This window comes from Asanoa sp. WMMD1127, from assembly GCF_029626225.1.
Lineage (GTDB): Bacteria > Actinomycetota > Actinomycetes > Mycobacteriales > Micromonosporaceae > Asanoa.
The window spans coordinates 513872-538357 of record NZ_JARUBP010000001.1; the positions used below are offsets into that span (position 1 = coordinate 513872).

Consider the following 24486-nt stretch of genomic DNA (forward strand, 5'->3'; position numbering starts at 1 on the left):
CACGGGCGGTGTCTCGATGCCAACACCTAGGAGACGAAGGAGAGATCATGGCCGAGAACACCGATGTCATCGTGGTCGGCGGCGGGTACGCCGGCGTGATGGCGGCGAACCGGCTCACGCGGCGCGCCGGCGTACGCGTGACCCTGGTCAACCCGCGTCCCGCCTTTGTCGAGCGCATCCGGCTGCACCAGCTCGTCGCCGGGTCCGACGACGCGGTGGTCGACTACCGGAAGATCCTGGCCCGCGAAGTCGAGCTGGTGGTGGACACCGCGACCCGGATCGACACGGCCGAGCGCCGGGTGTGCCTGGCGAGCGGCGGGGTTCTCGACTACGACTACGTGGTCTACGCGGTGGGCAGCGGCAGCGCCGACCCGAGGGTGCCCGGTGCGGCCGAGCACGCCCACCCGATCTCGACCCTCGAGGACGCGCAGCGCCTGCGCCCGGTCGTCGCGGCCACCGCGGCATCGGCGCCGGTCACGGTGGTCGGCGCCGGGTCGACCGGCATCGAGACCGCGGCCGAGCTGGCGGAGCCGGGTCGCAGGGTGACCCTCGTGTGCGGCCGGGTGCTCGGGGCGTACCTGCACCCGCGTACCCGGAGGGCGGTGGCCCGGCGGCTGGTCAGGCTCGGCGTGACCCTGCTCGAGGGCGACGGTGCCACCGTGACCGGAGTGACCCGCGATGCGGTCCAGCTCGCCGACGGCCGCGACCTGCCGAGCGCGGTGACCATCTGGACGGCGGGGTTCGGCGTGCCGGACCTGGCGGCCCGCAGCGGGTTGAGCACGGATGCGGTCGGTCGCCTCCGCACCGACGAGACGCTCACCAGCGTCGACGACCGCCGCGTGATCGCGGCCGGCGACTCCGCGGCGCCGTCGGACCGACCGCTGCGGATGAGCTGCCAGTCGGCGATGCAGATCGGCCCGCAGGCCGCCGAGACGGTGCTGAGCCGGATCGCCGGCGAGCAGCCCGCCGACCTCGACGTCGGGCTCTTCGGCCAGTGCATCAGCCTGGGCCGCGGCGCCGGGGTCGTCCAGTACGCCCGGCGGGACGACTCCGCCACCCGGCTGTTCCATCTGGGCAACCGGAGCATGGCGATGCTCAAGGAAGGGGTGTGCCGGAGCACGGTCTGGCAGCTCTCGCACGAAGCACGCAAACCGGGTTCGCTGAACCTGTGGTTCAAGGACCCTCAGCGGCACAAGCTGGACGCATGAGCGACTCCGCGACCGAGGCCTTCCTCGCGCACCGGAACCTGCTGTTCACCGTCGCCTACGAGATCCTCGGTTCGGCGGCGGACGCGGAGGACGTGCTGCAGGAGACCTGGCTGCGGTGGGTCAAGGTCGATCTGGATCAGGTACGCGACCAGCGCGCGTACCTGATCCGGATCACCACCCGCCAGGCGCTCAACCGCATCCGCACGGTGCAGCGCCGCAAGGAGGCGTACGTCGGCCCGTGGCTGCCGGAACCGCTGCACACCACGGCGGACGCGGCCGACGACGTCGAGCTGGCCGAAAGTGTCTCGATGGCGATGATGCTGGTCCTGGAGACGCTCTCGCCGAACGAGCGCGCGGTCTTCGTGCTGCGCGAGGCGTTCGACCTCGGCTACGACGAGATCGCCGACGCGGTGGGCAAGAGCCCGGCGGCCGTACGCCAGATCGCCAACCGGGCCCGGCGGCACGTCGACGCCCGCCGGCCGCGCAAGCAGGTGCACCCGCGCGAACGGCAGGCGGCACTGGACGCGTTCCAGCGCACGGTCGAGACCAACGACCTGAGCGGCCTGCTGGAGGTGCTGGCGCCGGACGTGGTCGTCGTCAGCGACGGCGGCGGCGTCAAGGTGGCCGCGCTGCGCCCGGTCGTCGGCGCGGAGAAGGCGATCCGCATGTTCGTCGGCAGCATGCGCAAGCTGGGCGGCACGCTCACCACCGAGCCGACCGTCATCAACGGCAACCCGGCGCTGCTGTTCCGCCTCGACGGCGAACTCGACGGCGTCGCCGCGCTGCGGATCGAGGACGCCCGCGTGACCGGCATCTACTACGTCCGCAACCCGGAGAAGCTGTCCCGCATCGGGTCACCGACCCCGCTGACCCTGCGCTGAACGGGGGGGGCGCCCGACACGCCGAAACCTAGGCTCGAAAACCTAGACTTGCTCCGCGGCGTCGGCTAACCTTTCTCTCGTCGAGAGTGGAACAACAAAGACGCTGACGCACCGCCCGCCAGAGGCGAAGAAGCAAGGAGACGCAAGGAAATCAGAGGAAAGGGAGGGCCTTACACCGTTGGATCGCCCGCCGCCGAGCGCATCGAAGGCTCCGGCGCGCGGACACCGCTGTTTCCATCGAACGAGAGGTGGTCACCGGTCACGCTTATGCGATCCTCGCACCCGAAAGCCTTTCACAGGCCCGGTGCGGATACGACAAGCCGGCATTCGTGTCGGTAGATGGTGTTCAGTCCCGCAAACCCTGGGCCCCGGCGCGTTCCAGCGCCGGGGCCCTCGTCATGGAGAGGTGCATGGGCCAACCCGACGACAGGCTTGACGACGAGAACTACCCCGCCTACACGATGGGCCGGGCCGCGGAGATCATCGGCTGCACGCCGGACTTCCTGCGCCGGCTCGGCGAGGCGAAACTGATCGACCCCTTTCGTTCCGGCGGTGGGCACCGCCGCTACTCCCGCTATCAGATACGGCTGGCCGCGCGGGCCCGGGAGCTGTGCGACCAGGGCACGGACATAGCAGCCGCCTGCCGCATCATCATCCTCGAGGACCAGCTCGAGGAAGCGCTGCGCGAGAACCGGGCCCACCAGGCCCACCACCACGACTGACGGGTCTCCGCCTAGTCCGCGCCGCCGTGCACGCGGACCAGGACCAGGTGGTGGGCGAGTTGGCGGACGGTCGGGAAGTCGAACATCAGCACCGGTGGGACGCGCATGCCGAGTCGTTCCGCGGCCTGCGTCGCCACCGCGATGCCGCCGACCGAGTCGAGGCCCAGGTCGGCGAAGGAGGCGTCGATGTCGACCTCGTCCGGCCCGCGTAATTGCAGCACACCGGCGATGGCCCGGCTCAGCGTCTCCTGCACCAGCTCCAGGTCCTTGGTGCGGTCGGGGCTCGTCGTCATGCTTCCTCCAGGAAGTCGGGGGCGGTCAGCACCAGCGCCGAGTTGAAGCCGCCGTAGCCGCGGGCCAGCACCAGCACCGCCCGCAAGGGAAGGGGTCGCGCCGCGCCCGTCACGAGATCCAGCTGGTACGCCACGTCCCGGACTCCGACGGTCGGCGGCAGCACCTGGTCGCGCAGGGCGAACAGGGCGGCCGCGACGTCGATGGCCGCACCGGCGTACGCCCGGCCGGTCATCGTCTTCGGCGCGGTGACCGGGACACCGTGCGGCCCGAACACCTCGACGAGGGCCGCGGCCTCGGCGGCGTCCAGGTCCGGCACGCCCGCCGCGTCGGCGAAGACCGCGTCCACCTGGCCGGGCGTCAACCCGGCCTCCGCGACGGCCCGCCGGATCGCCCGGGCCAGCGTCGGCGGCCGGCCCCGCTCCGGCGCCGGGTCGAAGGTCGCCGCGTGGCCGGCCAGCACGCCGTAACGGTGCACGCCCCGTGCGCGCGCCGCGGCGTCGTCCTCGACCACGAACATCGCCCCGCCCTCGCCGGGCACGTAGCCGGCCGCCGCCGCGTCGAACGGCAGGTAGGCCCGCGACGGCTCGGTGACGCGGCTGAGCCGGTCCGTCGACAGCTGCGCGGTCAGGCCGTAGGGGCACAGCGACGCGTCCGCACCACCGCTGACCACGATCCGCGAGCCGCGTTCGACGAGGCGGCGGGCCTGGGCCAGCGCGTCCAGCGAGCCGGCCTGCTCCGCGGCGATCACCCCGCAGGGCCCACGCATGCCGTGCCGGATCGAGATCTGCCCGGTGGTCGCGGCATAGAACCAGGCGATCGACTGGTACGCGCCGACCCAGCCCGGTCCCTTGCTCCACAACCGTTCGATCTCCCGCTGGCCGAACTCGGTGCCGCCGGACGAGCTGGCCGTGACCACCGCCATCTCGTACTCGGGCAGTTCCGCGGGCGAAACGCCGCCGTCGTCGAGCGCCATCGCTGCGGCGGTCAGGCCCATGTGCGTCCAGTGGTCGGTCTGCGGGATGAGCCGGCTCGGCACATGCTCCCCGGCCACGAAGTCGCGCACCTCGGCGGCGAGCCGCACCGGATAGTCGCTGGCGTCGAACCGGCTGATCGGGCCGATCGCGCTCTGCCCGGCCAGGGTCGCGGACCAGAAAGCCGATGCGCCCAGTCCGTTGGGGGCGACGACGCCGATGCCGGTGACGGCCACGCCGCTCACTGGACCGACCCCGAGGTCGCGATCATCTGAGCGCCGACCGCGTCGGCGATGGCGAGGAGGCCGGCCAGCGGGCGCATCATCACCACGAAGTTGGTCACCTGCCCGGTGTCGTCGAACGTCAGCAGGTCGATGCCCTCCACCGGCTCGCCGCTCACCGTGGCGCGGAAGACCAGGCCGTGCAGGGGCCCGCTGACCGGCGCCAGCGACTCGGGGGCGTCGTCCACGCCGCCGAGGACGGCCACGTAACGGAAGTCCTCGAACACCACCATCAGCGCCGCCAGCAGCTCGGCGACCGCTTCGCGGCCCACCACCGGGCGCATCGTGGCCGGGCGGTGGAACACCACGTCGGGCGCCATCGCCTCGACCAGCGCCGCCAGGTCGCGGCGCTCCACCGCCGACCGGACCCGTTCCACACTCATCGGTTCACCCCGCTCGTTTCGACCCGCTGCGCCAGGGCGACGGCGTTGCGCCCGCCCCAGCCCCGATGGAACAGCCACTTGACGACCGGCTCGGGCGCCCGGCGGGCCAGGAACACCCGCAACCGGTACTCGAGACCCGGCACGTGGAGGACCCGGCCCGCGCCGACCGCGTCGAGCCCTTCCCGCACGACCCGCTCCGGCTCGAGCACCGGGCCGAGGCGGGTCCGCGCGTCCTTCATCGCGCCCGCCCGCACCGAGCCGGGGCACAGCGCGGTCAGGTGCACGCCGAGACCGCTGACCTCGAGCGCCGCCGTGCGGGTGAACGAGATGACGAACGCCTTGGCCGCGCTGTAGGCGGCGCCACCGGGCGGCGTCATGAACCCGGCGACCGACGACAGGTTGAGCACCCCGCCGTGGCGGCGGCGGACCATGCCGGGCAGGGCCGCCCGGGTCAGCCGGACCACGGCGAGCACGTTGAGGCGCACGCCGTGGTCGAGCTCCGCGAGGTCGCGCCCGCCCAGGGGCGTGATGCCGCCGAACACGCCGGCGTTGTTGACGAGCAGCTCGATCGGCTCGCCGTCGGCGGCCAGCCGCTCCTCCACCAGCGCCAGCCCGGCGGGCTCGGTCAGGTCGGCGGCGAGGGTGTCGACCCGGACGCCGTGGTCGGCCCGGACCGCGGCCGCGACCCGCTCCAGCTCGTCGGCGCGGCGGGAGACCAGCACCAGGTCGGCGCCGCGCCGGGCCAGCTCGCGGGCGAAGTGCTCGCCCAGGCCGTCGGAGGCGCCGGTGACCAGCGCCCGCCGGTACGCGTACCCCGCCGTCATGCCGCCACCGCCGCGGTCCGGCGCGCCGCGGCCAGCTTCTCCAGCACGGGCACGACGGTGCTCGGCGGCGGCTGGCTCTCGTTCTCGGCCCTCAGCCGTGCGGCGGCGGCGCGGTAGCTCGGCTCGGCGAGCATCTCCGCGACGAGCGCGCGCAGGTCGCCCGGCCGCATGTCGAGCCAGGGCACGGTCCGCCCGGCGCCGGCGTCGGCCACCCGCTGCCCGTTGAGGAAGCAGTCACCCACCGACGGCAGCGTCAGCTGCGGCACTCCACATGCGACGGTGGTGAGCGCGGTGCCCGCGCCGCCCTGGTGGACGATCAGGTCGATCTCCGGCAGCAGCAGGTGCAGCGGGGTGTCCTCGGCCAGCCGCACCGACGGCGGCAGATCGCCGAGCAGCTCGCGCTGGTCGCTGAAGATGCCGAGCACGAGCTCGATGTCGAGCGCGGTGAGCTCGTCGATGGCCCGCTGGGCGTGGGCCATGTGCCCGGCGACCTTGCCGATCAGGCTGCCCACGGTGAGGAACACCCGCGGTCGGTCGGCCGGTGGCGCGGGCGTGCGCGGCAGGACGGCCGGACCGGCGTAGGGCACGAAGCGGGTGCCGTAGCGGTCGGTGTCCGTCGGCACCTGGAGCGTGGGCGGGCAGGGGTCGACGGTGAGGTCGCCGTGCGGGCTGGTCTCGCCGAGGCCCCAGCGCTCCCACAGTGGACCGAGCACCGGCCACTCGGGCTCCAGCCGCAGGAAGGTGTAGTCCGGCCCCGGCAGCACCCGGACCGTCGGGACGTCGAGCTCCTGGGCGAGCAGCAGGGCGGCGTACACCCGTGGCTCGAAGACGATCAGATCCGGCCGCCACGACCGTCCGAAGTGGAGCAGTTCGGCGGCCATCGTCTCGGCGCCGATCACGAACATCTGGGCGGCCCGCTCGCCCCGGGCCTGCTCGTGCGCCGCCCGGTCGCCGCTGCCGTCGGGGATCGGCGTGAAGCCCTTCCAGGCCGTGCTGAGGTCCGGCTTGGGGCCGGTGACCACCAGCGGCAGGCCGGAGCGGAGCACGGCCTGCTCGGCGCCGGGCGGGCTGGCCACCCGCACCTCGTGGCCGGCGCCGCGCAGCGCCCAGCCGAGCATCACCATCGAGAAGTAGTGCGAGGACGCCGCCCAGCTGCAGATCAGGACGCGCATCAGGTCACCTCCAGGCGGTTGTCGGTCAGCGCAGTCGGACGGGCAGGCGGGTCAGGCCGCGCGCCATCAGGTTGTCCCGGTGGCGCAGCGGCTCGCCGGTGAGCGCCAGGTCGGGCGCCCGGCGCAGCAGCGTGGTCAGGGCCACGGAGCCTTCGAGCCGGCCCAGCGCGGCACCGACGCAGTAGTGGATGCCGGCGCCGAACGACAGGTGCCGCTCGCCGTCGCGGCGCAGGTCGAGCCGATCGGGCTCCGGAAACGCGGCCGGGTCGCGGTTGGCCGCCGCCATCAGCAGCATCACCATGTCGCCCCGCCGGACCGGCACGCCCTCGAGCTCGCAGTCGACCAGGGCGGTACGCATCAGCGCCTGCACCGGCGGGTCGAAGCGGAGCAGCTCGTCGACCGCGGTCGGCGCCGCCTCCGGGTGGGCGGCCAGCCAGCGTGCCTGCTCCGGCCGGCTCGACAGCGCGACGGTCGCGTTGCCGAGCAGGTCGACCACCGTCTCGTGCCCCGCGAACAGCAGCAGGATGCAGGTGGCGACCAGCTCGTCGAGGGTCAGCCGGTCACCCTGCTCCTCGATCTTCACGAGCTGGCCGAGCAGGTCGTCGGTCGGCCGGGTCCGCCGCTCGGCGACGAGCGCCGCGAAGTAGTCCTTGATGGCCACGAACGTGCGGCCCTGCTCCGCCTTCTCGGCACCGGTCTGCACGAAGTCCGGATCGATGGCCCGGGCGATCGTCGCGGACCACCGCTTCATCAGCTCACGGTCGGCGACCGGCACCCCGAGCATCTCGGTGATCACCGTCAACGAGAGCGGGTAGGCCCAGACACCGATCAGGTCCACCTCGCGCGCGGCCACCGCCTCGTCGAGTAGCGTCTCGGCCAGCTCGGCGATCCGGGGCCGCAGCCCGGCGATGAGCCGCGGGGTGAACGCCTTGGTGACGAGCCGCCGCAGCCGCGTGTGGTCGGGCGGGTCGAGCACGACGAACCAGCGCGCGCCGCCGGTCTGCGGCCCTCGCCGGAACGGCACCGGGCTCGGCGCGTCGGTGTGGTGGCCGAAGCGGGAGTCCTTGAAGATCTGCGAGCAGACGCGGTGAGAGGTGGCCAGGAGCAACTGCCCGGGCGTACGCCAGAGCGGGCCGGCGGCGCGCAGCCGGTCGTAGGTCGGGTACGGGTCGGCGCGGAACGCCGGATCGAAGGGGTCGAACCCGAGTATCGAGACGGCCTCGTCGAGCACCTCGGTCACCGTGGGTCTCCTCGGTCGCGGCGGACGTCAGTACAGGTCGACGACGCGGTGCATGCCTTCGTAGGCGCGGCCCACGCCGGTGTCGGGGTTGCGGTAGAACGACTGCACGCTGTAGCGCCCGGGCGTGAAGTCGACGGTCAGCGCGAGCCACCGCCCCGGCGAGATCGCCATCAGGCCGCCGACCCGGCTCAGGAAGACCGGCGGCGGCCGCTGCCCGGCCCGGACCGCGGCGAAGTAGGCGGCCACGTCCTCGTCGGTGGTCGTGGGGCCCACGCCGCCGAAGACGGCTTCGTGCGGCTGCGAGGTCTCGTTGACGAAGAGGTAGGTGCCGTGCGCCGGCAGCCGCTCGGGCAGGGCGTACGTCGTCCGGCCCGCGCTGTCCTCGACCATGCGGATGACCGCGTCGACGCGGGGCGGCAGCGCGATGTCGGGCCGGCGCGCGACGCGCAGGCTGTCGAGGAAGACCTGCGCGTTCGGGTCCGGCGAGATGGCCGCGGTGCGCGCGGTGGCCTGGTAGTCACCGGGCTCGAGGAGCATGGTGGCGGTGATCGGGGCCTGACCGCCGAACGTGCCGGCTCCGCCGCAGTACTCGACCGCGGCGTAGAGCGCGCGCAGCGCGGGCACCGAGACGGCCGGGTCGGGGCTGCTGCTCAACCGCTCGAGCTCCTGCACCCGCTCGTAGGTGATGCCGTCGCGCGCCCGCCCGATGCCCCAGTAGTAGCCGGCCGGGTCGGGGGTGCCGATCCGGAAGCTCACCACGCCGGTGCGGCGCGGATCCGGGCCCGGGATGGCGAAGCCGTCGGCGCCGATCTCGATCGGCAGCACCGGCGGGCGCAGCCACTCGGGCAGGCCGGCGGCGGCCTGGGCGGCCGGCGGCGCGGGGGCCGCCGTGGCCGGCGCCGTCGCGACGAGCGGCGTAGTGAGCAGGGCGAGCGTGGCGGCGGCCGAGGAGATCTTCCGGACGGGCAGCATCGAAGGGTCCTTCCGCAGGGGGCTTCGCGTCAGAGCGGGAACAGCCGGGTCGGGTCGCTGTAGCGGGCCCGGACCAGCTGGAATGCCTCGTAATAGCTGTCGGGGTCGGTGTCGAAGAGCTTCGCCTGCAGCCCCCAGAAACGGGCCCGGGCCTGCACGAAGTCCTCTTCCATGTAGGGCTTCATCGACTCCGACTGGTACTGCGCCAGGGCCGCCAGCTTCTTGGGCATCGACTCCGTGATGTCGATGTAGACGTCCGGCTGGAACGCGGAGATCACCACCGGCGGCTCGGCCTGGAGGATCAGCCGCACGGCGGCGTCGCGCTTCGCCAGCGTCAGCGCGATCCGGCCGGTGACCTGGTGGTCCTGGTGGTCGTCGAGGAACGTGGGGTTGGTGTAGTGCGTGACCACCACGTCCGGGCGGATCCGCGTCAGGTGGGCCCGGACGAAGGCGTACGTCGAGCCGGTCAGGGCGATCGCGCCGTCGAGGTGCGCGCCGACGGTGAGCTCGACGCCGACCAGCGCCGCGGACGCGATCGCCTCGCGGGTGCGGTCGGCCGAGTGCGGCGAGACGCTGTTGGCGCCGTTGGTGAGCGTGACGACGTGCACGTCGTGGCCGGCGTCGCAGAGGGCCGCAAGCGTGCCGAAGCACGACAGCTCGGCGTCGTCCGGATGCGCGAAGACGGCCAGGATCCGTTGCTTGCCCGGTGCGCTCATTCCACGCTCTTCCCGTTGGTCCCCTGGGCCCGGCGCGCCGCCTGCGCGTAGCGGGTCCCCGGCATGCGGGCCTCCACCCAACCGTCCACATTGACCTGACTGACCCGGGCGATGGCCAGCGCACCCGGCGGCACGTCCTTGGTCACGACCGTGCCGGCCGCGGTGACGGATCCGTCGCCGAGCCGCGCGGGCGCCATGACGGCGGTGCCGGAGGCCACCAGGACGTCGTCACCGATGACGGCCCGCTGCTTGCGCACGCCGTCGAAGTTCGCGAGGCCGGTGAAGGCCGCGATGTTGCAGCGCTCCCCCACGTCGCCGTCGATCAGGCAGGCGAAGTGCGGCACCATCGTGCCCGCGCCGACCACGGTGCCCTTCATCTCGACGAAGCAGCCGGCCCCGGTGCGCGGGCCGAGCCGGGTGCCGACCCGCAGGTAGGTGTAGGGGCCGACCTCGGCGTCCGGGCCGATCTCGGTGCCCTCGCAGACGGCGGTGCGCACGCGGGCCGCCGCGCCGACCGTGGTGTCGAGCAACGACACGTCGGGGCCGAGCCACGCGCCGGCCGCCACGGTGGTGTGCCCGGCCAGCCGGGTGCGGGGCTCGATCACCGCGCCGGCCTCGAGTGTGACGGTCGCGTCGATCCACGTGCTGGCCGGGTCGACCACGAGGACGCCGTCGAGCATCCAGCGGCGGACGATCCGGTCCCGCAGGAGCTGCGCCGCCCAGGAGTGACTGGCCGCGTCGGTGATCCGGACCGTATCCCGCCAGTCGGCCGCCGTCACCCGACTCACGACGTGTCCGGCGGCCGCCAGCCTCTCCACCAGGCGGTCGAGCCGATGGTCGACGGTGGGACCTTCCAGGACCGCCGCGACGACGACGCCGCGGGACCGGGTCGCGCAGTGCGCGGCGAGCCAGTCGCCGCCCGCGTCGTCGGGCTCGCCCACCAGCACGGTCGCCGGCGTGCCGAGCTCGCGGTGCCGGCGCACCAGAGTGTCCACAGTGTCCACCGTCAGCAGCGGGGCGTCGCCGGCCAGCAGGAGCGTCCGGCCGGGGCCTGGGGTCACGCGCTGCGCGACGGCCCAAACGTGCGCCTCGGCCGGGACTCCGGCCAGCGCCCGGCCGAGCAGTTCGCTGGGCCCACCGCCGGGCAGGACCACCCGCGCGCCCTCGTCGTCCCGCATACCCACCCTCCCCTGCCGGTTTCTTACGCCGGTGAGCATGGTCGGGCGGTTTCGCAGCCCTCTGGAGGGCGGCTGGAAAGCACGAGACCCGCCTGCCGCGGCCGCGGCAGGCGGGTCTCGATCAGGCGCGGGCTAGAAGAACACCACCGACTCCGCGGTGACCCGCCGGCGGAACTGCCACCAGAGCCAGACCTGCGCGAGCAGCAGGACCGGCAGGATCGGCAGGGCCAGGCCGTTGAGCCGCTCGAGGGACGCCGCGTCGGCGACGCCCACGAGGATGCGGTCCGCGACCGCGAACCCGACGGCCAGCGGCGGCGCGGCGGCCGCCAGGCAGGTGGCGAGGAACGCCGGCCGATGCCGCCCACGGCCCACCAGCCACCAGCCGGCGACCAGCGCACCGGCGCCCACCAGCACCAGGAGCAGCGCCGGGACGGCACCCGTCACCGCGGCCCGGACCGCTGGCTGGATGGCGCCCGCCACCGCGGCCAGCACGAGCGCGGCAGCGGCCGGCAGCGCCAGCCGGCGGGCGACCGCGACCGCGCGTTCGGCCGGCGGCCCGGTCAGCCGCATGGCGGTGAACGTGGCGCCGTGCGCCGCGAGCACCAGCGCGACGGTCACGCCGGCGATCAGGGCGAACGGGTCCACAAGGGACAACAAGCTCGGCCACGGACCGCCGGCGGGCAGACCCTGGAGCAGGTTGCCGAACAGCACGCCCCAGGCGACCGCGAACAGCACGCTGGCGCCGGTGAGCACGGCGTCCCAGGTGCGCCGCCAGCCGGGCCGGGTCAGCCTGCTGCGGAACCAGATCGCCGCGTCGCGCGCCAACCAGGCCACCAGCAGGGCGATGACGAGCGGGTAGAACGCCCGCAGCAGGTCGCTCTCGAACCGCGGGAAGGCGCCCACCAGCAACCCGGCGGTGACCACCAGCCACACCTCGTTGGCCAGGAAGAACGGCCCCATCGCGCTGATCACCGCCCGGCGCTCGTAGCCGTCGCGGCCCACCAGGGGCAGCGTCGCGCCGAGACCGAGGTCGAAGCCGTCGAGCACGAACCAGCCGACCAGGAACAGACCGAGAACCAGCAACCACAACACGTCCACGGTCAGCTCCTCACCGGGCCGGCGGCCCGCTCGTCGCCCGCGAGGGCGAAGGGTCGCCACGACTCGGGCGGTTCGCCCTCCGCCTCGGCCAGCGTCCTGCCGAACGACGACCGGTTCGGGCCGCGCACCGCCACCCGGGCGATCAGCGCCCAGTCGACGATGACGAGCACGACGAACAGCACCAGGAAGGCGCTGAGCGACGCCAGCATGGCGCCCCGGCCCATCGGTGAGACCGCGTCCCTGACCAGCAGGACGTCGTAGACGGCCCACGGTTGTCGGCCCACCTCACGCAGGATCCAGCCGAAGATGTTGACCACGAACGGCAGTGGGAACGCGATCATCAGCGGAATCAGGAGGAATCGCCAGCGGTCGAGCAGATTCTTGATCAGCAGGACCGCACAGATCAGCGCGAAGAACACGAAGACGAAACCGAGCGCCTGCATGACGGCGTACGGCGTGGCGATCCAGTCGGGTGGCAGGTAGTTGCCCGGTCCGTGCTCGGCCGCCATCTCGGCGTTGTAGCGCAGCGCCTCCTCGGTCCGCCCGTTGGCCACGGCCATCTTGAGCGGCTGGTTCGGCGTCAGGTAGGCCATCTGGCCGAACCCGAAGCCCACCGAACCGAGCGAGCCGACGACCGCGAACAGCACGCCGAGGCGCATGGACCGGCGGAAGAACTCGAGCTCGGTGGTGCGCCGGAACAGGTGCCACGCGCTGACCCCGGCCATGAACAGGCCGCCGGTCAACATCGCGGCGGCCAACACATGCAGGAACGTCAATATCGTGGCGCTGTTGAGCACGATGGCCGACAGGCTGGTCAGCCGGGCGCCGGCCTCGGTGAGCTCGAACCCGCGCGGCGACTGCAGGAAGCCGTTGGCCGCGAGGATCCAGAATGCCGAGACGTAGGCGGTCAGCACGACCAGCCAGAACAGGGCGACGTGCAGCCAGCGGTTCATCCGGCCCCAGCCGAAGATCCACATGCCGAGGAAGGTCGACTCCAGGAAGAAGGCGATCAGCGTCTCGAGTGCCAGCGGCACGCCGAACACGCCGCCCATCACCTTGGACAGCCCTGACCAGTTGAGGCCGACCTGGAACTCCAGCACCAGGCCGACGAAGATTCCTACCGCGTAGTTGATGACGTAGATATGCCCCCAGAATTTCGTGAGACGTTCGAACACCGGTTTCTTCGAGATGGCGTACCGGGTTTCCAGAATCGCCACCAGCGGGCCCAGCCCCAGCGTCAACGCAACGAACAAGAAATGGAAACCTGCCGTTAACGCGAATTGGAGCCGGGCGATTTCTGACGTGTCCACTGAACGGTTGCCTCCCCAGGCGTAACTGTCGTTGGGCACACAGATTCCGGCACAGGAAATGCCGGACAACAGGGTACGACACCGACCGCACCGACCATTGCGGACGCCCAGCCTCAGGACGCTCGGGAAAGGACCAACCTCGGCAGGTGGCGGCGCGGCACCCGCAGCGGCGCGGCCAGCTCGCTGCCGGAGCGCAGCGTCGACTCGAGCCGCTGCCGGGCGTAGGCCCACGACAGCCGGTGGAAGCCGTAGCGCAGGTCGCCCGCGCCGGCCTGCCACTCCACCCAGAGCAGGTGGTGCTCGACCAACTGGTCGAGCAGCAGGCGGGCCCGGGCCGGGTCGCAGCCGAGCAGCCCGGCCACCTCGGTCGCGCCGAACGCGGTGTGCCGCATGAGGCTCAGCAGCCGGAACGCGCTGCGCTCCCACTCGCGCAGCTGGCCGTAGGTGCCGTCGTAGCGGGCCGGCAGATCCTCCTCGCCGAGCAGGAGCTCGTCGAGGCGGGTGCCGCCGTCGGTCAGCCGGTCGGCGAGGAAGGTCAGCGACTCGTCGGGCCGGTCGGCCAACCGGTCGCCGGCCGCCCGCACCGCCAACGGCAGCCCGCCGCAGCTGAGCACGATGCGCCGGGCCGCCGCCTCCTCGCGCGCGACCCGGTCGCGGCCGAGCAGCGACCGCAGCAGCTCGATGCCCTCCGACACGGCGAACGGCGGCGTGGTCAGCCGCTCGGCGCCCGGCCGCGGGTGCGCCCGGGTCGTCACCACGACGGCGCAGGAGCCGGAGCCGGGCAGCAGCGGGTCGATCTGCGCCGCGGACACCGCGTCGTCGAGGACCAGCAGCATCCGGCGGCGGGCGCTGAGCGTGCGGAACAGGGCGCCGCGCTCGTCGGTCGACTCCGGCATCGCGTCGTCGCCGACGCCGCACGAGCGCAGCAGCTCGGCGGTCGCGTCGTGGGCGGACAGCGGCGCGGTCGTGCTGCCCCGCAGGTCGACGAAGAGCTGCCCGTCGGGAAAGCGGTGCGCGACCTCGTGGGCGGCGCGCAGGGCGACCGCCGTCTTGCCCACGCCGGGCATCCCGGTGACCGAGACCAGCCGCACCGCGGTGCGCCGGGACGGCGCCAGCAGCGAGGCGGTGAGGCTCGCGACCAGCGGGGCCCGACCGCTGAAGTGGCTGGGCACCGGCGGCAACTGGGCGGGGGCCGCGGGAACGGCGATCTCACCGGCGGCCGACCGCCGGCCGCCGGCGTCGGCGGCCACCACCGGCGCACCGCCGGTCACCACGTCGCCGCCGACCGCCGCCACCGAGCCGTCGAGCAGCGCCCGGTGCAGCTCACGGACGGCCGCCGACGGCTCGACCCCGAGCTCGTCGAGCAGCGTGCGGCGCAACCGCTGGTAGCTGTCGAGCGCCTCGGACCGCCGGCTGCACCGGTGCAGCGCGAGCATCAGCTGGCCGTGGAACGCCTCGTGCAGCGGGTGCGCGGTGGTCAGCGCCTTGAGCTCGCTGACCAGCGCCTGGTGGCGCCCGAGCTCGAGGTCGGCGCGGACCCGCAGCTCGAGCGCGGCCAGCCGGGCCTCCTCGAGCCGGGTGACGTGGGGCGCCAGCAGGTCACCGGCGAGCACGTCGACCAGCGCGGGGCCGCGCCAGAGCTGGAGCGCCTCGTTGAGCTGCCGCGCCGCCAGGTCGTAGTCACGCCGCTCGAACGCCGCCTGGCCGGCCTCGGCCAGCCGGTCGAAGCGGCGGAAGTCGACCTTCTCCTCGTCGATCGCGAGCAGGTAGCCGTAGGGGCGGGTGACCAGCATGCCGCGGGACACCCCGCCGGCGTCCTCACGGAGGACCTTGCGCAGCTTGTAGATGTAGGTCTGGACGGTCGGCAGCGCGCTCGGCGGTGGGTCTTCCCCCCAGAGCTCGGCGACCAGTTCCGGCAGCCGGACCGCGTCGTTGTGCCGCACCACGAGGAGGGCGAGCACCTGGCGCGGCTTGGGCGCGGTCGGGGTCAGGTCCGACTTGTCGTCGGTCAGCTGGAGGGAGCCCAAGATCTTGCAGCGCACGCACAACCACCCCGTTTTTCTAGGCCAGCGGCAATATCCACCTCATCCTTACGCGTACTACCATCGATGTACAAGGCTTGACGGCATCGATTTTCGTGGTGTTTGTGTTGCCGGAAGTTTATCTACACCCGCCAATGCGAAATATTGGCCAACTCCGACTTGTCGGCTCCTGGCCAGGCACAACGACGGTGGGCTGCCCGGACACACGGACAGCCCACGACAAACGCTATTACTACTGGTGGGTACGCAGATCCCAATATGTGGCTGTTACCTGGAACACACCGAACGGCTGCGCCCGGGGCCGCTGGTACGGCCGCAACGGCGCGGTCGTGCCCTTGTGCGCCGCACCCTCCTCCCAGGACCGGAAAGCATCGAGATCGGTCCATTCACTCAGCACGGCGAAATCGCTCGGATCGGCCACCGAACGCAGCAACTCGTTGCCGCGCAGCCCCGGTGTGCCGGCCAGGTCCCGGCTGATCTGGTGGTAGGCCCGCTCGACGGCGTCCGGATCGTCGCTCGGTGCGGTGGCGAACAGCAGCACTCGCACCGGCGAGCCGATCACCGGTCCGCCCCGGCACCCACCATCGCGTACCGGACCCGCATGGTCACCATCGAACCGCTCGACCGGTACGGGTGCAGCCTGGTCCGGTGCTGGAGGTGCTCGTCGCTGTGCTCGAACTCGCGGAACCGGGCCTCGTCGACCCAGTCGCTCATCACGTAGTAGACGCCCTCCTCGTCCTGGCTGCGCGACAGCCACTGGCCGAGGTTGGCCGGATGACCGGTGATCACGGCGCCGACCCGGTGCCAGGTCTCCTCGAACTCGCGCTCCATGCCGGGGTGGATGTTCATCCGCAGCAGCACCCGGAAGTGCCCGTCGCCGGCCATCAGATCCCTCCGTCCACGTTGAGCGTCTCGCCGTTGACGAAGCTCGCCAGGTCGCTGGCCAGGAAGAGCACTGCGTTCGCGATCTCCGGCGCCCGGCCCAGGCGGCCCAGCGGGATCATCTTCTGGTAGCGGGCGACCACCTCGGCCGGCACGGCCGTCTCGGTCTCGACCGGTCCCGGCGCGAGCACGTTGACCCGGATCCCGCGTGGCCCGAGCTCCTTGGACATCGACCGGGTCAGCCCGATCAGGCCGGCCTTGGCGGCCGTGTAGTGGGCGCGCAGCGGCACGCCGACCATCGCCACCTTGGATCCGATGTGGATCACCGAGGCGCCAGTGTCGAGCAGCGGCAGGGCCCGTCGGACGATCAGGTACGCGGCGGTGAGGTTGGTGTCGATCACCCGGTGCCACTCGTCCTCGGGCAACTCGCCGAACGGCACGTGGCTGATCACGCCCGCGTTGTGCACGATCACGTCGAGGCCGCCGAACCGGGTCTCCGCCTCGCCGACCAGGCGGTCGATGTCGTCGGGCTGCGCCACGTCGGCCTTCATGACGTGGTGGTCGCCGCCGGTCTCCTTCAACTCGCGGGCCAGGCTCTCGGCGGCCTCGCCACCCGAGCGCGAGCAGGTGATCACCCGGGCGCCGGCGCCGGCCAGGGCCGTGACGACGGCCCGCCCGATGCCCCGGGTGCCCCCGGTGACCAGGGCCCGCTTTCCGTTCAGCTGCAATGTCATGGGGACTCCTTCGTGAGACTCACAGGCTCGCGGCGGCGGCCGCGTTGAGCACCAGGGCCAGCCCGGCGAGCGAGGTGCGCAGCAGGTTCCAGGCCCGCCAGCGGGCGCGCGGGTCCGCGCGCGACCAGTCGGCCGGCGCCGCGCCGGGATCGAGCGACATCACGTACCGGTTGATGGGCACGTTCTTGACCACGGAGATCACCATCACCAGCACGAGCACCACGGCGGCCGTGCCGAACAGCGCCCGGGGCAGCGCGCCGCCCGCGACCACCGCGGCCCAGCCGCCCGCCAGCACGGTCACCGTGTGGGCGATCGGCATGAACGGGTCGTACCGCGGCCAGAGGAACTGGATGGTCTGCACGTACTGCCGGTAGGGCAGGACGAGCGTGAACGGCACGATGCCCATCGCGGTGGCCAGCATGACGCCGAAGGTCAGGCCGTTGCCGACCAGCGCGACCAGTGCGGCGATCTCCGTCATCGCGGACCGACCCGCGCCGCCGCCTCCTCGACCAGCCGCTTGATCCGGTCCATCTGCACCAGGGTGTTGCGGTTGAGGTGCGCCGTCATGCCCGCGTCGTCGGCGGGCGCGCCGGGCTTCATGTGGAAGTCCTGCACCCAGCGCATGCGCACACCGGCGCCTTCCGGGGCGTACTCCCAGAAGATGTTCATGTATTCGAACGGGCCCGTCTCGACCCGGTGCGCGCGGACCGTGCGGGTGAGGGGGTCCGGGGTGCGCTCCGACACCCAGGTCCACACTCGACCTTCTTCGTCCGGGTGCATGGTCAGCCGGAACCGGATGGTCGCGTCCTCGCGCTCCAGGATCTCGGCGGCGGCGTACTCGCTGAACAGCTCCGGCCAGGACTCCACGTCGTTGGTCATGTCCCAGACGAGGTCCATGGGCGCGTCGATGACCACGGCGTTGTCGGTGTGGCCGGCCATCACTCCACCCCTCGCAGCGCCGCGCGGTCGTTGACGTAGGTCACCGTCTCCGCCGGGGTCTGCATGTGCTCCAGGGCCTCGTCGGGCATCGGCACGCCGTACTCCTGCTGCACCCGGGCGGCGAGCTCGAGCAGCGCCAGCGAGTCGTAGCCCAGGTCCGTGAACGTGACGTCGCCGATGTCGCCGTCCAGCGAGGACGACTCGGCCTCGCCGGCCGCCTCGCGCATGATCCGGCGTACGTCGTCGATGGTGAACATGTGATCTTCCCTCCTGGCTGGCGGCGGCGTCAGTCGCCGTCGCGGGTGAGGACCATGGCCGACTGGAACCCGCCGAATCCGCTGCCGACGCTCAGCACCCCGCGCAGGGCTTGCTCGCGCGCGGTCAGCGGCACGTAGTCGAGGTCGCATTCGGGGTCGGGGGTGCGCAGGTTGGCCGTCGGCGGCACGACCTGGTGTTCGAGCGCCAGCGCGCAGGCCGCCACCTCGATCGACCCGATCGCGCCGAGCGAGTGGCCGATCATCGACTTGATGGAGCTCACCGGGACCTCGTAGGCCCGCCGGCCGAGGCTGCGCTTGAAGGCCGCCGTCTCGTGCCGGTCGTTCTGGCGGGTGCCGGAGCCGTGCGCGTTGATGTAGTCGACCGCGCTCGGATCCAGCCGGGCCTGGGCCAGCGCCACCCGGATGGCCTCGGCCATCTCCCGCCCGTCGGGCTTGAGCCCGGTCATGTGGAACGCGTTGCTGCGGCTGCCGAACCCGGCGATCTCCGCGTAGACGTGCGCGCCGCGCCGGCGGGCGGCCTCCCGCTCCTCCAGCACCAGCACCGCCGCGCCCTCGCCGAGCACGAAACCGTCGCGGTCGCGGTCGAACGGGCGGGACGCGCCGGCCGGGTCCTCGTTGTTGGGCGTGGTGGCCTTGATCGCGTCGAAGCAGGCGGCCGTGATCGGCGAGATGGGCGCGTCGGTCGCGCCGGCGATCACCACCTCGGCGGTGCCCTCGCGGAGCAGCTGGACGCCGTGGCCGATCGCGTCGAGCCCGGCGGTGCAGCCGGTGGAGATCAGCGACACCTGCCCCTCGGCGCCGGCGTCGCGGGCCACCTCGACCGCCATCGTGGTCGGCACCATGTAGCCGTAGAGCTGTGGCACGCCGTAGCGCCAGTCGACGTTCCACTGGCGGCCGCCGTCGCTGAGCACGACGTACTCCTGCTCCAGGCCCATCGTGCAGCCGACCGCGTTGCCGATGCTGACCGACACCTGCTCGGGACCCACCTCGTCGAGGTCGAGCCCGCTGTCGGCGACCGCCTCGCGCGCCGCCACCACGGCGAACTGCGCCGCGCGGTCCATCCGGCGCACCTCCTGCGGCGAGAGGCCCTCGCGGGCCGGATCGAAGTCGACCTCGGCGCCGACCCGGGAGCGGAAGCCGCTCGGGTCGAACAGGGTGATCTGCCGGGTGGCGGTGCGGCCGGCGGTGAGCAGCTCCCAGAACGCCTTCGTCCCGATGCCGCCCGGCGCGACCACACCCAACCCGGTGACCACCACCCGCCGATCCGTCACGGCGCGCCTCCGACCTGCGGGTTGTGCGCCTCGGGAACCGCCACGTCCTCGGTGTCGACGTGCCCCAGCTCCGGCCGGGGCGCCAGCGGGCTGAGGTGGAAGACCGCCTCCGCCGCGGTGTCGCCGACGTTCTCCAGGCGGTGCCGCATCGTGATCGGCACCAGCACGCCGTCACCGGGCCCGAGCTCGAGGAGGACCGTGCCGTCGAGCCGCAGCCGCAGCTGTCCACTCAGGACATAGAGGAACTCTTCCGAGTACGGGTGGTAGTGCTCGGTCACGGCCTCGCCCGGCTGCAGCACCAGCGTGCCGAAGAAGCCCGAGGTCGAGCCGACGGTCTTGGGGCTGAGCAGGACGCGCAGGTCACCGCCCCGGCGGCGGTTGGCCGCCACCTCGGTGCGGTGCACCTTGCGCACCTCCGTGGCCGGCCGCGTGGTGGTGTCGGTCACCGCTGCTCACCCGACTCCCAGACGTAGAACGGCGTCGCCATCGCGTCCTTCGGCTCCTTCCAGTTCGGGTCGTACGGCCGGATGTGCGCGGCCAGCTCCTTGTTGATCTCGTCGTAGAGCGGGTGGCTGCGGGCCTTGTAGAGGTTCGGCGTGATGTCCTCGTCCGCCTCGACCAGGTGGAAATAGAGGTCGTGGAAGCGGAACAGGGTCCGCCGCGAGACACCGACCAGGTGCGGCAGCTCGCTGGCGTCGGACTTGCCGAAGATCGAGGCGACCGCGTCGGCCTCCGGGGGTTCCATCCGGGCGACGATCAACGTCCGGTGCACTCCAACCTCCAATGTCGGTGTTCTGGCTCTGCGGCCACTGTGGGCGGTGGGGCTAACGTCCGGGTCGAGCGGCGCTGGAGACGGTCTCCGCGGGCGCGGGCGCCGCCCGCAGCAGGGTGGTGATCCGCTTGCGGCGACCGAGGAAGAGCACCCCGACCGCCGTGGCGAGCGACCCGAGGGCCAGGTAGTAGACCTGGTCCGGCAGCACGTCGACGAGCCGCACCAGGCCGCTGCCCAGCCCGCCGCCGAGCGCGGCGAAGAGCCAGTAGACGCCCAACGTCTGGCCGAGGAACGCCGGCGAGACCACGTCCGCCGTCGTGCTGATGCCGACCGCGGCGATCACCAGCTCGCCGCAGGCGTGCAGCGCGTAGACCACCAGCAGCCAGAGCACCGACACCCGTTCGCCGCCGACGGCCAGGCTCGCGGCGACCGCCATCACCAGGAAGCTGGCGCCGGCCAGCAGCAGCCCGACGCCGAACTTGACCGGCGCGCCGGCCCGGGCGCCCAGCCGGGGCAGGCTCCAGGCGAGCACGGGCGCGAGCACAAGGATGCCCAGCGGCGTGGCCGACTGCAGCCAGCTCGCCGGCAGCGTGAAACCGAGGACGTCGCGGTCCGTGTGGTCTTTGGCGAAGATGTTGAGCACGGAGCTGGCCTGCGCGACCAGCATCCAGAACAGGCCGGAACCGAGGAAGATCCAGAGCATCGGCCGCAGCCGGCGCCGTTCCCCGGCCGTCAGCTGCGGGTTGCGGGCGAGCAGCAGGTAGCAGCCGGCCGGCAGCACGAGGGTCAGCAGGCCGACGACGATGATCAACCGTTGTGCGCTGAGCGCTCCGGCGACCGCGCCCGCCGCGACCAGCAGCGCCACCACCCCGGCGACCGCGCCCGATCGGCGGGCGGTCCGGCGGCGCTGGTCGGCCGTCAGCGGCCGGTGCGGTTCGGCGCCCACGGCGCCGAAGTGCCCGCGGCCGGCCGCGAACTGCACCGCACCGATCAGCATCGCCACGCCACTCGCCGCGAAGCCGAGCCGCCAGTCGACCCGCTCACCGAGGAAGCCGCAGATCAGCGGCGAGGCCAGCGCGCTGATCTGGATGCCGACGTAGAACATCGAGATGGCCGCCTCGCGCCGGCCGCTGTCGGCGCCGCAGAGCGTGTTGACCAGGGCCTGCTGGTTGGGCTTGAAGAGCCCGGCGCCGCAGACGGTGAGGAACAGGCCGAGCGCCGTGCACCAGGCCGGCCCGACCGACAGCGCCAGGTAGCCGGCCGCCAGGACCAGCGTGCCGAGCGCGATCGCCCGCTGCTGGCCGAGCACCCGGTCGCCGAGCCAGCCGCCCGGCAGTGCCGCCAGGAAGCTGAGGCCGAGGTGGGCGGCGAACAGGGCCGAGGCGTCACCCGCCGGCAGGCCCAGGCCGCCGTCGTCGACCGGCGCGACCGCGAACAGCACGAGGATCGCCTGCATGCCGTAGAAGCCGAACCGCTCCCACATGTCGGTCAGGAACAGCGTCGCGAACCAACCGCGCAGCTGGAAAGGCGTTGTCATGTGCGCTCCCCGGCGGGTGTCGTGTGGGGTTCAGGGACCGGCTCGCCGGCGCGTTCCATCCGGGCCCGCTCGTCCGGTCGCAGCGGCACGCCGGCCATCGCCCAGCGCAGCAGCGGTGGTGACATCACCGAGGTGACGATCGCGACGACGATCACGACGGTGTAGCTGGTCGAGTTGAAGACGCCGAGGCTGAGCCCGACGGCCGCGACGACGGCCCCGACGGCGCCACGGGCGTTGAGCGCCGCGCCGAGGGCGAAGGACTCCCGGTTGCCGATCCCGCCCGTGCGGGCGCCGAGGTAGGCGCCACCGAACTTGCCGACGACGGCCACGGCCGTCACCACGACGGCGGCCAGGGCGACCTCGGGCCGGACGAGCGCGCCGAGGTCCATCCGCAGTCCCACGGTCGCGAGAAACAACGGCGCGAGCACGGACAGCACGAACCCACGCAGCGGCGACAGCCGCAGCGGTGTCAGCACCCCGGTCGACCCGATGACGATGCCGGTCACGAACGCGCCGAGCACCGGCTCGAGGCCGAGCGCGTTGGTGCCGGCCGAGCCGAGCAGCAGCAGCACCACGCAGACCGCGGCGGACACGCCGGGCTCCGACCGCCCGGCCGTCCGAAGCACCCACCCGACCAGCGGCCGCGCCACCAGCGCGGCCAACGGGACGACCACGAGCGCCACGCCGACGGACCGGCCGATCTCCCACGGCGACCCGCCCGACGCGGCCATTCCGCCGCCGACCGCGAGCAGCAGCCAGGCGACCGCGTCGTCGATCGTCGCGGCGGTGAGCGTGAGCTGGCCGACGTCGCGATGCAGCAGCCGCAGGTCGCTCAGCGTCTTGGCGATCACCGGAATCGCGCTGACCCCCATGGCCACCGCCATCAGCACCGCGAAGACCGGCCGGTCGGCGCTCGGGCCGAGCATCGCGGCCGGCAGCACCCAGCCGAGCCCGAACCCGAGCGCCAGCGGCACGACCAGGCCGCTCACGCTGACCCGGGCGGCCACGCCGCCACGGCGGCGCACCATGCTCAGGTCGAGCTCGATGCCCGTCAGCCCGACCAGCAGCAGGATGCCGAGCTGGGCGACCGCGTCGAGCAGGTGAAACTGGGCCGGGTCGGCCGGCAGCAGCCAAGCGGCCACGTCCGGGGCCAGCCAACCCAGCACCGACGCACCCAGCAGCACCCCGGTGAGCAGCTCACCGACGACCGGCGGCATCCCCAGCCGGCTGGCCAGCCGACCGAGCAGCACGGCGCCGAGCAGCAGCGTCGCCAGCTGGATCAGGAGCACCAGCAGGTCGTCCGCCCGCAGGGGCGGCGCCGTGGCGGCCAGGAACGTCGTGCCGCTCACGGCCGGAGCACCGGCTCCTGCGCCCGGGCCAGCCCGAGCCGGGGTTCGGTGACGAGATAGAGGCCGCCCACCGCGTTCTCCGGCTTGGTCGGCGACTGGCGCAGCTCGTGCTCCCGGTTGAGGTTGGCCAGCGGGTTCGGGTCGCCGCTGGTCTCACCGGTGAGATGCCGGCTGACCCGGGAGTACGCCTCCTGCGCGTCCTCCAGGTCCTCGATGCCGGTGATGATCCGGTCGAAGGCGGCCTGCAGGTTGAGGTCCTGGCGGGCCTGCGCGCTGAGCTTCTGGGCGTTGTAGAAGTGGTGGTCCTTGCCCTTGTAGCTGTCGTAGAAGACCGAGACCAGGACCAGCAGCCGCTCGTACGCGTGCCGGTAGACGGTGTCGAAGAAGTTCAGCGCCTCCTGCTCGGTCGTCTCGCCGCGCAGGGTGCTGCCGAGCGCGGCGGCGCCGAGCATCGCGCTGTAGGTGGCCAGGTGCACGCCGGTGGACAGCAGCGGGTCCAGGAACAGGGCGGCGTCACCGCAGACGAGGTAGCCCGGACCGGAGGTCTGCTCGGTGGCGTACGAGTAGTCCTGCTCGACCTTGAGCCCCGTGACCCGCTTGGCGTCGGCGAGCAGGTCCCGCACCGCCGCCGACTGGGCCATCGCCTCGTCGTAGACCGCCTCGACGCTGCCGAGCTCCTTGCGCCGCTCGTTGAACAGGTCCCGGCTGGTGACCAGGCCGACGCTGTGGGTGCCGTCGTGCAGCGGGATCACCCAGAACCAGCCGGTCGGGATCGAGCAGACCGCGATCGCGCCGGGCGGACCCACCTCGAGCTTCTTGACGCCCTCCCAGTAGCCCCAGGCGGCGACGTTCTTGAACACCTCGTGCAGCTCGCGGGTCTTGAACTGCTGGTTGGTCAGCACGCCGGCGCGGCCCGAGCAGTCCACCACCCAGTCGAAGGTGATCCGGCCGGTCACGCCGTCCTCGTCCTGCCAGCGGGCCGCCACCGCACGCCCGTCGGCGAACTCGACGCCGCGCACGCCAACGCCCTCGTGCACGTCGACGCCCAGCTCGCGGGCGTGGTCCAGGAGCACCTTGTCGAACTCGGAGCGCACCACCTGCCAGGCGTTGGGCGCGCCGCCCATGCGGTTGAAGACGACCTCCCACTGGTCCGGACCCCAGAAGAAGTACGCGCCGCCCTTCGGCTGGAACCCGTGCGCCTCGATCTTGTCGAGCACGCCGAGCTGGGCGAAGATCGGCCGGCACGACGGCAGGATCGACTCGCCGATGTGGTAGCGCGGGAACGTGTCCCGCTCGAGCAGGGTCACCTGGAACCCCTGCCGGGCCAGCAGGCCGGCGGCGGTCGAACCGGCGGGACCACCGCCGATGACCAGGATCTGAGTGGCTTCACGCATCGCGTTGTCTCCGTCCGTTGGCGGCGGTCGGTGATGGA

The 24486-nt window shown here is 72.6% G+C and carries 26 protein-coding genes and 1 pseudogene; 3 read left to right on the forward strand and 24 right to left on the reverse strand.

Annotated elements, in window-relative coordinates; all coding sequences use genetic code 11:
• Positions 1-47: 47 nt before the first annotated feature.
• From O7635_RS02585 to O7635_RS02595, 3 genes are all read left to right on the forward strand, one after another.
• Positions 48-1208, forward strand: coding sequence for an FAD-dependent oxidoreductase (locus O7635_RS02585; protein ID WP_278078777.1), 1161 nt, complete (start codon positions 48-50; stop codon positions 1206-1208).
• Complete coding sequence (locus O7635_RS02590; RefSeq protein WP_278078778.1) at positions 1205-2089, forward strand: RNA polymerase sigma-70 factor; 885 nt, start codon at positions 1205-1207, stop codon at positions 2087-2089. Before O7635_RS02585 ends, O7635_RS02590 begins: the two co-directional genes overlap by 4 nt.
• Before the next feature lie 410 nt (positions 2090-2499).
• Positions 2500-2811, forward strand: coding sequence for a MerR family transcriptional regulator (locus O7635_RS02595; RefSeq protein WP_278078779.1), 312 nt, complete (start codon positions 2500-2502; stop codon positions 2809-2811).
• Positions 2812-2822: 11 nt separating this feature from the next.
• On the opposite strand, the gene O7635_RS02600 is transcribed toward O7635_RS02595, so the two are convergent.
• From O7635_RS02600 to O7635_RS02715, 24 genes and pseudogenes are all read right to left on the reverse strand, one after another.
• Positions 2823-3104 (reverse strand): acyl carrier protein, encoded by a 282-nt coding sequence (locus O7635_RS02600; protein WP_278078780.1) that lies wholly within the window; start codon positions 3102-3104, stop codon positions 2823-2825.
• Positions 3101-4321: a ketosynthase chain-length factor gene (locus O7635_RS02605; protein WP_278078781.1), complete on the reverse strand. Its 1221-nt coding sequence runs from the start codon at positions 4319-4321 to the stop codon at positions 3101-3103. The genes O7635_RS02600 and O7635_RS02605 overlap by 4 nt, the downstream gene beginning before the upstream one ends.
• Entirely contained in the window at positions 4318-4740 is a 423-nt protein-coding gene (locus O7635_RS02610; protein WP_278078782.1) for a nuclear transport factor 2 family protein, read from the reverse strand. Before O7635_RS02610 ends, O7635_RS02605 begins: the two co-directional genes overlap by 4 nt.
• A complete protein-coding gene (locus tag O7635_RS02615; protein ID WP_278078783.1) occupies positions 4737-5564 on the reverse strand; it encodes an SDR family NAD(P)-dependent oxidoreductase in 828 nt (275 codons plus the stop codon). The genes O7635_RS02610 and O7635_RS02615 overlap by 4 nt, the downstream gene beginning before the upstream one ends.
• Positions 5561-6736 (reverse strand): nucleotide disphospho-sugar-binding domain-containing protein, encoded by a 1176-nt coding sequence (locus tag O7635_RS02620; protein ID WP_278078784.1) that lies wholly within the window; start codon positions 6734-6736, stop codon positions 5561-5563. The genes O7635_RS02615 and O7635_RS02620 overlap by 4 nt, the downstream gene beginning before the upstream one ends.
• Positions 6737-6761: 25 nt before the next feature.
• Positions 6762-7976, reverse strand: a complete 1215-nt coding sequence (locus tag O7635_RS02625; protein WP_278078785.1) for a cytochrome P450 — start codon at positions 7974-7976, stop codon at positions 6762-6764.
• 27 nt (positions 7977-8003) lie between these two features.
• Entirely contained in the window at positions 8004-8948 is a 945-nt protein-coding gene (locus O7635_RS02630) for a hypothetical protein (protein WP_278078786.1), read from the reverse strand.
• A 29-nt stretch (positions 8949-8977) separates the two neighbouring features.
• Positions 8978-9664 (reverse strand): PIG-L deacetylase family protein, encoded by a 687-nt coding sequence (locus O7635_RS02635; RefSeq protein ID WP_278078787.1) that lies wholly within the window; start codon positions 9662-9664, stop codon positions 8978-8980.
• Positions 9661-10842, reverse strand: a complete 1182-nt coding sequence (locus O7635_RS02640; RefSeq protein ID WP_278078788.1) for a bifunctional UDP-N-acetylglucosamine diphosphorylase/glucosamine-1-phosphate N-acetyltransferase GlmU — start codon at positions 10840-10842, stop codon at positions 9661-9663. The genes O7635_RS02635 and O7635_RS02640 overlap by 4 nt, the downstream gene beginning before the upstream one ends.
• Before the next feature lie 132 nt (positions 10843-10974).
• Positions 10975-11940: a cytochrome d ubiquinol oxidase subunit II gene (gene cydB, locus O7635_RS02645; RefSeq protein ID WP_278078789.1), complete on the reverse strand. Its 966-nt coding sequence runs from the start codon at positions 11938-11940 to the stop codon at positions 10975-10977.
• Between the two features lie 2 nt (positions 11941-11942).
• Positions 11943-13289 carry a cytochrome ubiquinol oxidase subunit I gene (locus O7635_RS02650; protein WP_347405257.1) on the reverse strand — a complete coding sequence of 449 codons (1347 nt, stop codon included), beginning with the start codon at positions 13287-13289 and terminating at the stop codon, positions 11943-11945.
• A 74-nt stretch (positions 13290-13363) separates the two neighbouring features.
• The gene (locus O7635_RS02655; RefSeq protein ID WP_278078791.1) at positions 13364-15292 is read right to left on the reverse strand and encodes a BTAD domain-containing putative transcriptional regulator; all 1929 of its coding nucleotides are present in this window, start codon (positions 15290-15292) and stop codon (positions 13364-13366) included.
• Between the two features lie 232 nt (positions 15293-15524).
• A complete protein-coding gene (locus O7635_RS02660) occupies positions 15525-15854 on the reverse strand; it encodes an antibiotic biosynthesis monooxygenase (RefSeq protein ID WP_278078792.1) in 330 nt (109 codons plus the stop codon).
• Positions 15851-16177 carry an antibiotic biosynthesis monooxygenase family protein gene (locus tag O7635_RS02665; RefSeq protein WP_278078793.1) on the reverse strand — a complete coding sequence of 109 codons (327 nt, stop codon included), beginning with the start codon at positions 16175-16177 and terminating at the stop codon, positions 15851-15853. The genes O7635_RS02660 and O7635_RS02665 overlap by 4 nt, the downstream gene beginning before the upstream one ends.
• On the reverse strand, positions 16177-16908 hold the full coding sequence (locus tag O7635_RS02670) for a 3-oxoacyl-ACP reductase family protein (protein ID WP_278078794.1): 732 nt from the start codon (positions 16906-16908) through the stop codon (positions 16177-16179). Before O7635_RS02670 ends, O7635_RS02665 begins: the two co-directional genes overlap by 1 nt.
• Before the next feature lie 19 nt (positions 16909-16927).
• Positions 16928-17386 carry a DUF1772 domain-containing protein gene (locus tag O7635_RS02675; protein WP_278078795.1) on the reverse strand — a complete coding sequence of 153 codons (459 nt, stop codon included), beginning with the start codon at positions 17384-17386 and terminating at the stop codon, positions 16928-16930.
• Positions 17383-17844 (reverse strand): annotated as a pseudogene (locus O7635_RS02680) (SRPBCC family protein); the annotation flags it as partial. The gene O7635_RS02675 and the pseudogene O7635_RS02680, both read right to left, overlap by 4 nt.
• Before the next feature lie 2 nt (positions 17845-17846).
• The gene (locus O7635_RS02685; protein WP_278078797.1) at positions 17847-18104 is read right to left on the reverse strand and encodes an acyl carrier protein; all 258 of its coding nucleotides are present in this window, start codon (positions 18102-18104) and stop codon (positions 17847-17849) included.
• Between the two features lie 29 nt (positions 18105-18133).
• The gene (locus tag O7635_RS02690; protein ID WP_278078798.1) at positions 18134-19396 is read right to left on the reverse strand and encodes a beta-ketoacyl-[acyl-carrier-protein] synthase family protein; all 1263 of its coding nucleotides are present in this window, start codon (positions 19394-19396) and stop codon (positions 18134-18136) included.
• Positions 19393-19842: a cupin domain-containing protein gene (locus tag O7635_RS02695; protein ID WP_278078799.1), complete on the reverse strand. Its 450-nt coding sequence runs from the start codon at positions 19840-19842 to the stop codon at positions 19393-19395. Before O7635_RS02695 ends, O7635_RS02690 begins: the two co-directional genes overlap by 4 nt.
• Complete coding sequence (locus O7635_RS02700; protein ID WP_278078800.1) at positions 19839-20168, reverse strand: TcmI family type II polyketide cyclase; 330 nt, start codon at positions 20166-20168, stop codon at positions 19839-19841. Before O7635_RS02700 ends, O7635_RS02695 begins: the two co-directional genes overlap by 4 nt.
• Positions 20169-20220: 52 nt before the next feature.
• Positions 20221-21705: a peptide MFS transporter gene (locus tag O7635_RS02705; protein ID WP_278078801.1), complete on the reverse strand. Its 1485-nt coding sequence runs from the start codon at positions 21703-21705 to the stop codon at positions 20221-20223.
• Positions 21702-23054 (reverse strand): cation:proton antiporter, encoded by a 1353-nt coding sequence (locus tag O7635_RS02710; RefSeq protein ID WP_278078802.1) that lies wholly within the window; start codon positions 23052-23054, stop codon positions 21702-21704. The genes O7635_RS02705 and O7635_RS02710 overlap by 4 nt, the downstream gene beginning before the upstream one ends.
• Positions 23051-24448 (reverse strand): NAD(P)/FAD-dependent oxidoreductase, encoded by a 1398-nt coding sequence (locus O7635_RS02715; RefSeq protein WP_278078803.1) that lies wholly within the window; start codon positions 24446-24448, stop codon positions 23051-23053. The genes O7635_RS02710 and O7635_RS02715 overlap by 4 nt, the downstream gene beginning before the upstream one ends.
• Between the last annotated feature and the right edge of the window lie 38 nt (positions 24449-24486).